The sequence below is a fragment of the Pseudoalteromonas luteoviolacea S2607 genome (assembly GCF_001625575.1).
GTDB lineage: Bacteria > Pseudomonadota > Gammaproteobacteria > Enterobacterales > Alteromonadaceae > Pseudoalteromonas > Pseudoalteromonas luteoviolacea_E.
The window spans coordinates 60,005-74,051 of sequence record NZ_AUXV01000001.1; the positions used below are offsets into that span (position 1 = coordinate 60,005).

Sequence of the window (14,047 nt, forward strand, 5' to 3'; positions counted from 1 at the left end):
GAGCTTTACCCTACTACTGCGCACAACTGATTTCATAAATAATGAGCTCAATTCATAAATCATGAGAGCAGAGACTATGAAAAAAATACTCGTACTTGGTTCGACAGGCTTGTTAGGTAACGCTTTACTAGGTGCATTAAAACCGCGCTATGAGGTAATCGAAGCGTCATTCAGTCACCCTGAAAATGCATTTGATTTGTCTGATCCCCAATCACTGATGGCACTGTTTGAAAAAGTCGGCACGGTAGATGCCATTATCTGTACTGCTGGTGTTGCCAATATTGTTGACTGGCACACAGCACAAAGCACTGACTGGACGTTTGCCATCAACAACAAGATGATGGGACAAATTAATACGCTCAGATTTGGCGAAAAATTTGTCAACGACGGCGGCGTGATCATTTTAACCTCGGGTATATTGGCGCAGCACCCTTTTAAAGGCAGTAGTGTTGTTACCACCGTCAATGCCGCCGTAGAAGCAGCGGTAAAAGCCGCCGCCATTGAAGTTGAACGTATTAGGTTTAATGCAATATCACCGGGTTGGATCTCTGAGACCATGGTCAGTATGGGTATGGATCCAGAACCAGGTATGCCCGCTAATGAGGTTGCACAATACTATGTTAATTTACTAGATAACAGCGAGAGTGGCACAACAAATATCGCCGCTAAAATCTAATACAATTACAGATCCAACAGAGGATAGGCCCCAATAAAAAACATCGGTGGCCTATTACACTAAGTTGTAAAAACAGACTACCAGTCAGCAATTTATAAAATTAATAATTAATTCGTCGACGCTACCTGTAACTTAACTTAAATGATTGCGCAGTACCTGCTTTACCAATACCATAATGATACTTTATAACATAACAAACGGTATTCTAGTGTCTAAGCAGTATCTAGCTCTTATAATCTCTTCTCTCCTTGTCCCTAATTTTGTTTTTGCTACCGAGCAAGATAAAGAAATTGAAACTATTCAGGTCGTTGAAAAACGACTTCCTTATCGCGGAAATGTCTCTATAAACGATTTACCGCAATCTGTCTCTGTCGTTTCTAGCGATTTACTCAACGATATTGGCGTGAAAGACTTTCAAAACGCAGTAGGCTTGGTTAGCGCTATTTCACGACAAAATAATTTTGGCGGCCTTTGGGAAAGTTTTGCAATCAGAGGCTTTGCAGGTGATGAAAATCTGCCATCGGCCTATTTAATTAACGGATTCAGTGCCGGTAGAGGCTATAGCGGCTTGCGCGATACCTCTAATATTCAATCTATTGAGATTTTGAAAGGCCCAGGCTCTGCACTTTATGGTCGCAGTGAACCCGGAGGCACCGTTAATATCATCACTAAAAAACCTCAATTTGAACAAAGTGGTTATATCGCGCTAACTGCGGGTGAATTTGCCCAGCGTCGAGTCGAAGCAGATTACACCAATGGCCTCACTGACTCTGTGGCATTTCGTATTAATGGCGCCTATGAAAAAGCCAATAGTTACAGAGACACCATCAGTTCTGAAAAACTCGCACTAACGCCCTCTTTCACTTTTAAAGTCTCTGACTCGACACAGGTTAACTATGAGCTTGAATATGTCGATCAGGAGATCCCATTTGATCGTGGTATTCCTGTTTTACCGGGGCTTGAATTACCTGTCGAGCGCTTTTTAGGCGAGCCCAGTGATGGGCCAATTAAAGTCGAAGCGACAGGTCACCAATTTGAAATCTCACATCAATTGAATGACACTTGGATGTTCAATGCTGGATTGGGCTACCGCACATCTTCACTAACCGGACTTTCATCAGACACCGAGCTGTCGCCCGGACGCCAGCTTTTGTACATAGATGGAAAAACGCTGAATCGACAACGTCGTTATCGTGATTATGATGCGACAGATTTATCGGCACGACTAGAAATAAGTGGCGATGTCCAACTGTTTGAACACAATCATAACGTACTTATTGGTGCCGATATTTATGACTATGAACTGGATTTTGAACAACAGCGTTACCGTGTAGCTTGGGGTAAGGGTGATTCAACCTACAGTATCAATATTTTCAACCCAGTTTATGGACAAGCAAAGCCTGCAATGAGTCCAACCATTCACAACCTCGAAGCGCAAAAAGCTTGGGGCGTATATCTGCAAGATCAAATTGATGTCACGGACGCATTACAAATACTTGTTGGTGCGCGCCTTGATAAGTTTGAACAAACGGTCACGAATCAGCTTAAACAAACGGCCAGCGAACAGTCACAAACAGAGTTCAATCCTCGTGCTGGCGTTGTGTACCGCATCAATAAACAGCTGAATTGGTACTCAAGCTATTCAGAAGGGTTTAGACCTAACGCGGGGGCTGATTTTGAAGGTAATACGTTCGAACCGGAAAAGAGTCAATCGCTAGAAACGGGTATAAAGTTCACAACAGCCAACGATACCGTGCGTTTAAATACTGCACTTTTTAAAGCTGAAAAGTCAAACATTCTAACGGTCGACCCTGTCAACGAAGGCTTCTCTGCGGCGCTTGGTAAAGCACAAAGTAAGGGAGTCGAACTCGACTTAGTTTGGGATATAAGTAATCAAACCGAGCTGTCTGTTAGCTACGCATATACCAAAGCCGAAACAGCCAACGATATGGTAAACCTCGATTGGGGTGTGCAGTTACCCGCGGGCAGTCAATTGATTAATATTCCTGAACATAGTGCGAATGTCATATTGCGCCACAACCGTGCGCTGGCTGGTTACCCTGTCGACTTTGGTGCTCACGTTCAATATGTCGGCACGCGGTTAGGTGAAACCATCAACCCAGACTATACCCTACCAGCTTACACACTGGTAAATCTGTTTTTCAACGTTGAGCTGACGCAAGATCTTGGCCTGCAATTGAAGCTAGATAACGCGTTTGACGAGCGCTACTACGCAAACTCCTATTCTCATATGTGGACGATGCCAGGTCAGCCATCAAAGTATAGCGCAACGCTAAAATATCAATTCTAATCAATAGGAACGGCCTGCCTGCAGGCCTTTTAAACTATGAATGAGACAACTATAAAAAAACGCATCGACTCCATCGATATGCTTCGGGGGTTGGTCATTTTAATCATGCTCGTCGACCATGCGCGCGAAAAGTTCTATTTACATAAAAACGTCGCTGATCCGATGAATATTGATAGTACCGATCCCGACCTATTTTTCACACGGTTACTCGCGCATTTTTGTGCACCTATTTTTGTTTTTTTAACCGGCTTGTCTGCGTGGTTATATGCCCATCCGGCCAATAAAGCACCACGCAGTGCACAAAGCTTTTTACTTAAACGCGGCTTATTTTTGATTTTAATTGAAATCACGCTCGTTAATTTTTCGTGGTTTGCAGCCTATACCACCCTCTACTTACAGGTCATTTGGGCCATTGGTGTGAGCATGATTGCATTAGCCGCGCTCCTCTACCTGCCCCGTCTTTGGATAGCAGTCATCGGATTCGCCATTGTATTTGGCCACAACGCGCTTGGTTTTATTGAGTTTGCGCCTCATGAAACGGGTTACACACTGTGGACTATCCTGCATGACAGAGCATTTTTAGTCAGCGAAGGGGCATTAAAGATCAGGGCATCATACCCTGTGCTGCCTTGGATAGGCGTGATTGCTGTGGGCTACGCAGCAGGACCGCTATTTAGCCACAACGTAGATGAATTAACGCGACGTAAAACCTTAATCATGGGCGGCACGGCGTGCCTTATTGCACTGGTACTACTTAGAGCCTTTAACATTTATGGCGAGTCACAGCCTTGGCAAATGTATGATGAGTCTATTCGCAGTGTGATGTCATTTTTGAACTTTACCAAATACCCACCATCGCTGATGTTTTTGCTCTTTACTCTTGGCATAGGCGCATTTGTATTAGCCTATTTAGAAACTGCAAAAAGTAAGCTGTGCGCGATGCTAAAAACCTTTGGTTCAGTACCGATGTTTTTCTACATTTTGCATTTATACGTGCTGCTCATTACCTACTTTATACTGTCAAAAGTCATTGGCACAACCACCGTCATTGGCCCTAACGACTACCCTTACTTGGGGTTCCCTAATGTTTGGTTAGTTTGGCTTGCAGCCATTGCGCTTGCAGCGCTACTTTATTGGCCATGTAAAAAGTTTTCTCAGTTTAAGCATTCAAGTCAGTCTGCTTGGGTGAAGTACTTTTAAGCAACACGCATTAGCCACCATCGCTTGATGGTGGCATTTTCCATTTATAGATGAGTATTAAACCACTTGCTCGCTTGCGCAATTGATTCATTGACCTCCGCATCTTGATCATAGAAATTAAATTGATGATAAGGCGACGCCAACTCAGTCTCCATCCAATATAGTTTTTTGTCCTCACTGGCGATATCAGCAAAATAACGCTTTGTGTAATCTGGTAATACGGCACCATCAGAGTGGATCATCAGTGTCGGAGTTTTAAGTTCTTTAGCAGATGGCATAGGATCAATAGTTAACCAATCTTCCCATGACATGACCGCAAATTTATCATTACTCCACTGTGGGACAGCACCACGTTCAGGGTTGAGGTAATAATCGTACGGTCCATACATCGCAGCACTGGTATCAGTTGTCGAAATACTTGGAATATACGCAACATCTCCGGTTAACTGGTATTGCCTTTTGGCCTGCTGCGCTTGTGTGATTTTTTCAAACACCCCCGCTTCACCGCCGTAAAATAATTTAACGGCCTCAGCATCGTGCAACCAAGATGCCGCAGTGACAACGGACTGAATCCTATTATCTTGAGACGCCGCGATGAGCGTGTACATGGCGCCCGCACAGATACCAAGCGCACCAATTTTGTCATTGTTAATCATAGGCAATGATTGTAAATAGGTGACCGCGCTTTTTATATCCGCCACTTTTTGCGTTGGATTTTCGTAAAACCGAGGCTCACCTTCACTTTGGCCAAAATTTCTAAAATCAAAAGCAAGCGCAATAAAGCCTTGCTCGGCCAGTTTATCTGCATACAGACCCGCCATTTGCTCTTTTACCGTGGTCCAGCTGCCTGAAACTATCACCGCGGGATACTGTTTACTTGCATCATAGTCTTTTGGTAAATACAGGTTTCCAACTATTGTTTCACCATTGCTTAAAAACTCAATGCTTTTAATCGCTCGTGTATTATCGCTTTGAACCTGCTTAGTTTGACTCATTTGACTTGCCTCTTGTAAAAAGTTTAAGTTGCCCTTTTGACCATGTGTTTGTAACGTCATCTCTACGATTTGCCAGCGACCATTGACGTTTTCTAAGGCGTGAACATAACGTCCATAAATATCCCAATACTCAATGCCTTGTGCACTATGACTGGCATAAACATGAGAGAAAACTTGCGCTGATTTCCCTTTTACAGACACCTGAAAATTACTCAGCATATGATGGGTCTCAACCTCAGCGAGCAGATTGCGCCATCCAGAAATGAGTTCAGTGGCAGCCACCTTGCTGCCAGCCTGACCAGACATGCTTGAGTAATCAACAAATACGGTATTAGCGAATGAAGATTGCGCCTTTTGCCATTGCTTGGTGTCTATGGCATTTACCATATCAACGATCACTTGTTTGACATCTGCTTGTTGTTGTATCAATTCTAAGCGCTTGAACTGGCTGTGGTTAGCTGTACTCTCTGCCACCATACCAATTGAAGGTAACCCAGCTAACGCGGACAAAAGGCAGATGGTCAGTGATCTACGTTTGCCTATGGGGGATTTCATACTGTCACTCCTACTCTTAACCCGTCAGGCAAACGGTTTGGTCTGCCTTTGAACTGGGTTTAGATTATCAAGTGATAAAATGAGAAGATTGAACAATCCTGCTCGATTTTTTGTACTTTATTGCTCAGGTTAACCGGTTAAATGATTTTTTATAAATTGGCCCGGCGTGCACCCAATATTGGCTTTAAATATTCGGGTGAAATGAGATTGGTCATTGAACCCGAGCTGCTCAGCAATATCAGCGATATGTGCAGACGGCTGTGCCAAGAGTGCTTTGGCGCGCAGCAAGCGATGATTTAGCAAGTATTGATATGGCGTAATATCCATCCGCTTTTTAAACTCACGCAAGAAGTAATACTTACTACACCCCACCAGCTCAGCTAAGTCATCCACCGTGATGGTGTTGCTGATATTATCGGTGATGAACTTATCAACTTTTTCAATTTGATACGTATCCAGTTTGGAGGCTTGCTTTTTTTGGTTGATTAGATCTTGATAATTCGAGTAGTTGTTGATGTAGTGATTACTTAGCAATGACACTAAGTTATTTATAAATGGCTTACCATTTCTGCCTTTGTTTTTTGCCTCCAGAATAAACAGCTCCATAATGCTTTTTATGGCATCGTCTTGCACGTTATAGTTGTTCAAGAATTGGAGCGACTTACCCTGTAAATCGAGTGGACAATTGTCCAAAAAGAGCGCTTCTTCAATCGCCAAAATCACAAAATAACAAGGTTCAGAAATATTGTGTGTAAACGGCGTTGTGGGTGGGTTAATCCAGATATTACCCGGTACTGTTTTCAGTGCAGTGATCCCTTCATCCGTGTGTACCTGCCAATTGAGATCTTTTTCCAATGCCAGAGCAAAATAAAAGTACGGCGTATACACATTTTGCGGATAAAAGTGAGGTGAACTGCCCTTTTCTAATACAATGCCCGGCCAATCAAGCCCTTGATTAGAAAACTCAATGTCCAACACCTCACCACAATCAGAACGTTTTTGGCTGTCATTGCAATAAAATTGAAGTGATGATGTCCTCATGCTCTTACCTATTCTTTATGTCTTCTTTTCGGGCTTGCTGTAATTGAACGCTCTGTTCGTCACAATCCGCCATTTTTAGCCCTGTTTCAGGGTGAAAAATCACTGCACCTTCACCCACTTTAATGAAAATGGCGCCCTCAGCACAGGTAAATTGAAGCACATTGGAAATCGCCCTCTTTGTCTGCAGTTGTTGTATGTTTATCTATTTTCATCATAATAGAAAGATAATTTAGGAGAATCAAAATCACCTTCTCCATATTTCTCATCAATGTGATCTGGGATCATATCTTTCATCTTTTCGTGGATAGATGTATGGAGAAGCTTAAACCCCGCATGCTCATTAACTGAACCAAGAAAGCGCTCGATATCCTCCATGTTTTATAGTGCAGTGGCTGATGAAAGAACCTCTGATATTCCTGTAAAGTAGAAAAAACATACATTAAATCTTTCAAATTAACTTCTACTTTTTCATCGGGATCGATTTCATCAAAACCAAAGGTAGCGATTTCTTCTAAATTTTCCGTGTACTCTTTATTCACTTACAGCCTTGTGAAACATAATGCCTGACTCAAACACAACTAAGCAAGGCGGGATTTACGCCAAAATTGTTGCTCACGCCAGCAGCACAAATGACGCTACAATTGGTTGTCACTGGGAGCCGCTAGCTAAGTACCTAACCTTTCGATTGATTTCCAGCTTGTATACTCAATGGCGTCACAACCCTCACCTGATTGATAGGATTTACTTTCGTGGATCCAAATTGAGGCTCTTCATGCTTTCCTAAAAAGGTATAACACTTAATAAATAACGAAAAACAGCTGCCTAAACTCAGCAGAGAGTTAACACAAGTACGCTGTTTTACGTCCTTTGTCATTTAAGCGTATTAATTTACTTCAATATTAGAAAGTAGAATGGCCAAACTTGTTTGTGTTAAAGAGTCGTAGTTTATTTCAGCCAACCAACCTTTACTGTGGAATAGTAAGATTCGACCATTTTCTGGACTCTCAACCAACTGGATTGCTTCTAGTTGGCCACCTAATTTGAAGTAATAAAACTCTTTTTCAGACTTGTAGATATAGATATTTCTAAAGCTTAACAGCGCCAACATTTGGTTTACTTCTGAAAGAGAACTAAAAACACTAATGCGATTTGGCTTTAAATTAATTAAAGTTGTAAAAAAATCCAACTCATTGGAAATAAAGTCAATTTTAAGTTTGTTTTCCAACTTTAACCTTGAAACTAAGTCACCAACATTGACGTCTTCTAGCAACCTATTCGAAATGACAATATTCTCTTCATTTTCGGCCGAAAAAGAGTACATGATTGGTTTAAATTCATCTAACTTATCGTCCACAAAGCGACTTTGTAACCCAATTGAGATAAAACCCAAATCAAAGTGATTTAAAGAGCTGTGAGCTGCTTCATTAAGCACGCCCGTAACAAGTCCAGAAAATACCTCATCCCCACCAGAATCTTTCTGTGACTTATCAACTAAGTAAATCCCCCACAGTACCGGGACAAACTTTATAGTTACGGCTATTAAAAAACAAAGGGATATTAAGTATTTAACTTTTTTACTCATAATTATTAGATAACGATAGCTTAAAACATTTTAATAAACGGTGAAAAAAGTAGGCTATTATCATGTAGCGAAGCGAAACTCAGCCAACTAATTGAGTTCAGGCTTTACGGCCTTGTTAAATGTTTTACTAAGAACATGATCTGAAATTTGAAAAGCGGCCTAACTAACCTGACCCTTCGTAGCAAAATCATTTGGTACCAATTCAGTTTTTTAAACTTCTAAATTGCCACCATGTTTTAAGTTTGCTTCGTTCACGCCTCTAGTACTTCGCCATATGACACTCTAAGTCAAATTTTATCACAGCACAGGGGTTAGCCAAACTCACACATTTTACGATCTGCTCTCACTTCTCTGGGGTAGTGCCAAACTTACTTGAAACAGAACATAACTGGTCCAGTAACATGTGTTCTTCTATAATATGTGCTTTTAAAAATATTCTTTTAGACATTTAACACCTTGCTCTAAGGAAATTTAGGGCTGTTAGCGCGTAAATCATCCTAAGCTGCGCCTTGTTAGAAGTTTTTGTGGGTACTATTGACCTACTGTTACATAGTAAGTTGTAAAACACCGACCTGATAATTCTGTTGTATGCACTTTGGTGGACATTTTATTCAACGCCTTGTATTCGGGCCTACTGTCAAGCAAATGGAATCGAATTTCTTTATGCCCTAGCTCTTTAGCCCAGCACATGAGGCTTTTGAAAATTGATATGCCAAATCCCCAGAATTTTTGTGAGATAACAATCGCTAATTCATACCCATTGCCATCAGGTTGAATTCCACACCAACCTGCTAATACGCCACCTATATAAACCGCACGAATACAACAACCATGCATGGCATCAGTTGTTATTTTCTCATCCATCCACGTTTGAAGGCTTGTCTCGTCAAAATGAGGGTGATCAATCAAGTGTTTTCTGAGGGAATCCTGATTTACGATGCCCATCAGCTCGCTAGGGTTCACTTGATTAAAACGCAAGAATTCAATTTTACTCATATCTTGATCCATTTAACGCCTCGCTTTACCTACGAAAAAAGCAAGATAAAATTAGCGACGAAGGAGCGACAGCCTGCTGTTTTGCGCCCTTTTGACTAACTCGTTATCAAGCTACACTCTATCTTCAATGTCTGGCGGACCATACAACGCCACTTCCCACTCCTCAAATGGTGGAGAAACCTCAAAAGTAGGATCGCAATATGATCTTATATAGTCTGTTGCTCTACGTTGAGCATGTTTAAAATTCAAAACTTTGCCATCGGAATCCATTTCTAGCACGTTTGCAAAAATCGCATATGCCATTTCAATTGCACTAGGTTCGTTGCCATACAAATCCAAGTATTCAATATCTTTTAACATATAGTGTGTACCGCTTGTCATATAATATGCAAACGTACGCAGCGCACCGCTGAAGTCATTGCTTACTTTCATAATTCACTATACTCGAGAGTGTTATAACGCTTGCCGTATACGGCCTTGTTAGCCGCAGCCATTCCATACAATAAAATTCTTAAAGCCTTTAAATAAACGAGGATTAAAGGAAGTTACAGTAAGGATCACCGCTGCTTTCTTTCGTAAAATCTCCCAGATTCATCTATATAACAATATCTATTGATATAATTGATACCAGTAAGTTTCGATAAAAAATGATTCTATTCATGTAACTCTAATGTAGCAAACAGAGACTGCTTAAACACAACGAAGTGGCGTGCAAGTTACCCTGCTGGCTTTCGTGTTAAGTGTTTTTCTCAAAGTGCTCATTTATAACCTTTACTAATCTTTGAAACCAATATCTACTGTGACTCCTGCATCAATATATACCTCTTCAGAACCCCTAGCAGGAAGCTCTAAATGAACATCGTATTTTTCAGTAGCGCAATTTATCATCGAGATATAAGCAAGTATTCCATGATTATCAGGCTTTGCTATAGCAAAAAAATCTCCTTCCCAGTGGTCTACGATATCAAATTTATCTTTTCCAAACTCGTTATCTAAACGCTCCACTAACCCAAGAATAGATGGATCTTTATTTAACACCTTAATAAACGGCGGTAAGTAGCGACGAAGGAGCGCAAGCCTGCAGTTTTGTGCCCCTTGATTTAAGCGTTTGTTAGCTACAGTTTATCCCAAGCGCTTAATTTATGCTTTTTGGCACTATTACAATAATAAGTTGCTGTACATAGCCCCAACATCAAACCACTAAACAAACCAAAAGCAAAAACTTTAGCGATTGAAATGTCTTCTAAATGCCAAAATGCTAACGCAAACGAGATGGGTATATACCAAGTGGAAGCGATCGCAAAATTCGACAGAAAACTATTGTAATGAAAAGGCACAATTTCAACCCCAAGCTTCCTTAGTAGTCTATATGGTGGCGGCATTACGTTAATTTTATTAATTTTTGCTTCCTCAAGCTCTCTTAGTGCCGCTTCAAGCTTTATTGAATATGACATATATACTCCCTATAGCTAACGCTGTACTAAGTTATAAGCAACGCTAACACAAATTTCACTTGGCCACCGAAAACACACAACCCAACGATGGAATAAAAATGCCACACATTGGGGATCTCAGTGAAATGCTTTGTTTTATTTTTAAACCAGAAAGTTGCATAACTGTAGAAGCCACATTTGCTACATTTGACCAGTTCCCTGAAGATTTATTAAGCTTTTCCAAATTATCAACCGCATCTGTTTCTGTTTTATCGTTATAAGCTAAGTTATTAATATTTATATGAGTATGGCTCACAGTTGTCTGCTCATTTAAAGTCGTATCACCACTCTCTTGTTCATGCGTAACTTCACATGCAAAGACACTTGAGTAACGAGCTTTAGGAACTGAAAACACTGCCTCAGATAATTGACAGTAACTCTCTCAGGTTTTGTGTTCTAAATGCATCTCAATTCTTTGAAATTCAGTTGCCACACGAGTAGTTAACAACACAACCACTTAACCTAAACCATTTTGCTGTCAACACTTAATCTGACTCAAGTCGCATGTGCCAAGCGTTGCGAATATGCTGAACTTTACTGTTATGTTACCTTTTCGCCATTGGATGGTCTGAGTTTAATTGAAGCAAATCCCACAAGTTTCCATACAGGTCTTCAAACACAGCTACCGTTCCATAGTCTTGCTCTGCTGGCTCTCGAACGAAATTAATACCAATAGATTTCATACGTTCAAAGTCCCGCCAGAAATCGTCGGTATTTAGGAACAAAAATACTCGGCCACCAGCTTGGTTTCCAATAAAGTCATGCTGCTCTGGTTTAGATGCTTTAGCAAGCAATAGAGTAACACCATGAGAGTTAGGCGGGGCGACAATCACCCAACGTTTATCTTGCTCAGGTTGGTAGGTATCTTCGATAAGCTCAAATTTGAGTTTGTTTACGTAAAAATCTATTGCTTCATCGTAGTCTTTTACAACCAAGGCTATATGGACAATATTCTGTTTCATAGTGTTCCTTATTGAAGAATCGAAATCACCTAAAAAACCGGTATAGAACTTACCTGTTGCAAATGATTCACGAGCTAGCATTCGGTCTTTGTAATTTTCTAAAATTGAATATTTAAGCCAACCATTATTAAATCAGCTTTCTCTTGCTTTTGGCTGATACCAATGGAGTAAGTAAACTGAGGCTCTTTTCGCTTTCCATTACGTTAATAACGTGACAGCCAAACGCTTCGTAAAATATAACGCTTAGCTAATGGGCAATTTTTGTTTGTTCAATTGAGCACCTTATTTGTTGCGACATTTAATTAAATTCGCCCAAATTTAGCATCATTAAGCTTTTTTGCAATATCAAAAGATGACTCATAAAAAACACTTACATTAAGCTGTAAATAGGAATTTGAAAAGCCGGTGAATAGACTGTGCTTTAAACTTCTCTCACTAGCTTTATCGCGCTTTAAATTAATAACTATATAATTACTAGCGAGTTTCCCACAATCTATATCTGAAATATCATTCCAGGGTATAAAACCTTTATATTTATATGTTTGAAAAGTCGGATGCTTTAATCCGCTTTTACATGCGACTAAAGGCTGAAAAAAGGAGTTTTTAAGCATGTATAATATATAACTGGGTATTATTGAAACTACAAATAAAAAAATGGCTAATAGATAGTACTCCAACAAGAAAGCGACGTGGGCAAAATATGCAATAGTACATGTTGCAAACATAAACATGAAAGACAAAAGATAAACAAGAAGCTTTGATGGTTTAATGGTTATTGACTTTACTTACTCTCTAACAACTAACATCGCGTTAAACGGCAAAGAAATGCTTGCTAAACTGTGTAGCAAATCGGAACTGAGCAAGCATTACAGTGTAAAAATATCCCTAATAATTAGATTGTTAGCTATGCCGTACGCTCCACTCTGAAACTGTAACAACCGTAAGCAGCATATCTTGCAATTACAAAGCTTACCTTTTCATTGCTTAAAAACTCTTCAAGATCTGATTCTGCTTGCTCAGGTGACGTCAATTTTGCGTCTAATATACGCTCATTAACACAGTAAGCTTTTAGCACAAATGTATGACCTAAATAATCAGTTTCAGATCCATTTGGCAATGGCAGTTTGTTACTATCAAATTCCTCACTCTCCGAGTTTGCCAACACGAAAATTGGACCATATTCTTTATACGGGCCTGTTTTTGTGAAAGGACAATAACTGGCCAATATTAATTTTTCACCAACCTTAGCACCACGAAGTACATCTCGACATGGCTCTCCACCTTTTGCTTCCATTATCTCTACAGGTTGATTTTGATCATCTATACCGAAATTTCTAACTTTATCTAAGAAATCCGATCTTATAGGTACTACTTTATACTTCATTTGACACCTTAAATAACTAACACCCTTGTAAACGGTACAAAATAGCAAGCTAAAATTGAGAGCGCAGCGGGCACAGCCTGCTGTTTTGTGTCCGATTTGGCAACTTTATAATAAGTCATTAATCCCATAAGTGAATATAATACTTAGCAAACAGATCCAAACCGCTTTGTACCGTTGGGCTTTTGGAGTTACCTTCAAGCACATTCTGAAAAGCAAGCTGTATTGCTTTTAATACGCCTAGCCACTCTTCACGTAACAATTCGATTTCCTGATCCGATAGTCCCGCCACATCCGTGCTAATTGGTTTGCCTAACAACCATGTTGGTATAGCGACACCTTCTAGGGCGAACTTCTCGATATAGTCATCCAATCTGGGAACCATAAACTTTGCTATATCGTTTTTTAAATAAAACCACTCATTACTTTGAGACATATACTCTATCGCTGACATTGGCTTATAACGCTCCGCTAACCCGAGACAAATGCAGAGGTTGCCTTGTGATAAAATGTGCGAAGTGAATCACTACGCAACAGCAGTGCTTAGCGTCGGTTTAAGCGGTTTGTTATGTGTTTGTAGCTCGATTTACAGCTTCCATTAATTGCTCGTCATACATCAATGTATCATCGTCTTGACCAGCTTCAATCCTCTTTTCTGCCTCTTCTATCATTTCTGACCTAGCTATATTTTGATTAATATAAGTTGCAACCATTAAGTCCGTTAATTCAGGAATCGGGATTTCCCAAGACTCTTTGCATCGTTGTACTAAGCCTGAAGAATGATCCCCAGAAAGTAGGCCGACTATATCTCTAACTGATTTCATACGATTTACACATAACGCCGCCTTAAATGGT

16 protein-coding genes are annotated in these 14,047 nt (G+C 40.3%); 3 read left to right on the forward strand and 13 right to left on the reverse strand.

Annotated features, from left to right (window positions below; all coding sequences use genetic code 11):
• The first annotated feature begins 76 nt into the window (after positions 1-76).
• The 3 genes from N480_RS00225 (at position 77) to N480_RS00235 (ending at position 4,187) form a co-directional block, all read left to right on the forward strand.
• Entirely contained in the window at positions 77-676 is a 600-nt protein-coding gene (locus N480_RS00225) for a short chain dehydrogenase (RefSeq protein ID WP_063370538.1), read from the forward strand.
• A 208-nt stretch (positions 677-884) separates the two neighbouring features.
• Positions 885-2,987, forward strand: coding sequence for a TonB-dependent siderophore receptor (locus N480_RS00230; RefSeq protein WP_231102197.1), 2,103 nt, complete (start codon positions 885-887; stop codon positions 2,985-2,987).
• A gap of 36 nt (positions 2,988-3,023) precedes the next feature.
• Positions 3,024-4,187 (forward strand): DUF1624 domain-containing protein, encoded by a 1,164-nt coding sequence (locus N480_RS00235; protein ID WP_063370540.1) that lies wholly within the window; start codon positions 3,024-3,026, stop codon positions 4,185-4,187.
• A 44-nt stretch (positions 4,188-4,231) separates the two neighbouring features.
• On the opposite strand, the gene N480_RS24895 is transcribed toward N480_RS00235, so the two are convergent.
• From N480_RS24895 to N480_RS00305, 13 genes are all read right to left on the reverse strand, one after another.
• Positions 4,232-5,737, reverse strand: a complete 1,506-nt coding sequence (locus N480_RS24895) for an alpha/beta fold hydrolase (protein WP_081231697.1) — start codon at positions 5,735-5,737, stop codon at positions 4,232-4,234.
• A 129-nt stretch (positions 5,738-5,866) separates the two neighbouring features.
• Entirely contained in the window at positions 5,867-6,778 is a 912-nt protein-coding gene (locus N480_RS00245) for a helix-turn-helix domain-containing protein (protein ID WP_063370541.1), read from the reverse strand.
• Positions 6,779-6,782: 4 nt separating this feature from the next.
• Complete coding sequence (locus N480_RS25165) at positions 6,783-6,938, reverse strand: hypothetical protein (RefSeq protein WP_155732720.1); 156 nt, start codon at positions 6,936-6,938, stop codon at positions 6,783-6,785.
• 723 nt (positions 6,939-7,661) lie between these two features.
• On the reverse strand, positions 7,662-8,360 hold the full coding sequence (locus N480_RS00255) for a hypothetical protein (protein ID WP_063370542.1): 699 nt from the start codon (positions 8,358-8,360) through the stop codon (positions 7,662-7,664).
• A gap of 531 nt (positions 8,361-8,891) precedes the next feature.
• Positions 8,892-9,368: an N-acetyltransferase gene (locus tag N480_RS00260; protein WP_231102198.1), complete on the reverse strand. Its 477-nt coding sequence runs from the start codon at positions 9,366-9,368 to the stop codon at positions 8,892-8,894.
• A gap of 99 nt (positions 9,369-9,467) precedes the next feature.
• The gene (locus N480_RS00265; protein WP_063370543.1) at positions 9,468-9,788 is read right to left on the reverse strand and encodes a DUF7677 family protein; all 321 of its coding nucleotides are present in this window, start codon (positions 9,786-9,788) and stop codon (positions 9,468-9,470) included.
• A gap of 342 nt (positions 9,789-10,130) precedes the next feature.
• Positions 10,131-10,394, reverse strand: a complete 264-nt coding sequence (locus N480_RS00270) for a hypothetical protein (protein ID WP_155732721.1) — start codon at positions 10,392-10,394, stop codon at positions 10,131-10,133.
• 77 nt (positions 10,395-10,471) lie between these two features.
• A complete protein-coding gene (locus tag N480_RS00275; RefSeq protein WP_063370545.1) occupies positions 10,472-10,810 on the reverse strand; it encodes a DUF6404 family protein in 339 nt (112 codons plus the stop codon).
• Positions 10,811-10,865: 55 nt separating this feature from the next.
• A complete protein-coding gene (locus N480_RS00280) occupies positions 10,866-11,105 on the reverse strand; it encodes a hypothetical protein (protein WP_155732722.1) in 240 nt (79 codons plus the stop codon).
• A gap of 289 nt (positions 11,106-11,394) precedes the next feature.
• Positions 11,395-11,811 carry a VOC family protein gene (locus tag N480_RS00285; protein WP_063370547.1) on the reverse strand — a complete coding sequence of 139 codons (417 nt, stop codon included), beginning with the start codon at positions 11,809-11,811 and terminating at the stop codon, positions 11,395-11,397.
• 904 nt (positions 11,812-12,715) lie between these two features.
• The gene (locus N480_RS00295; protein WP_063370549.1) at positions 12,716-13,195 is read right to left on the reverse strand and encodes a DUF1203 domain-containing protein; all 480 of its coding nucleotides are present in this window, start codon (positions 13,193-13,195) and stop codon (positions 12,716-12,718) included.
• 118 nt (positions 13,196-13,313) lie between these two features.
• Positions 13,314-13,646 carry a hypothetical protein gene (locus tag N480_RS00300; RefSeq protein WP_155732723.1) on the reverse strand — a complete coding sequence of 111 codons (333 nt, stop codon included), beginning with the start codon at positions 13,644-13,646 and terminating at the stop codon, positions 13,314-13,316.
• Between the two features lie 112 nt (positions 13,647-13,758).
• The gene (locus tag N480_RS00305) at positions 13,759-14,016 is read right to left on the reverse strand and encodes a hypothetical protein (RefSeq protein WP_063370551.1); all 258 of its coding nucleotides are present in this window, start codon (positions 14,014-14,016) and stop codon (positions 13,759-13,761) included.
• Positions 14,017-14,047 lie beyond the last annotated feature (31 nt).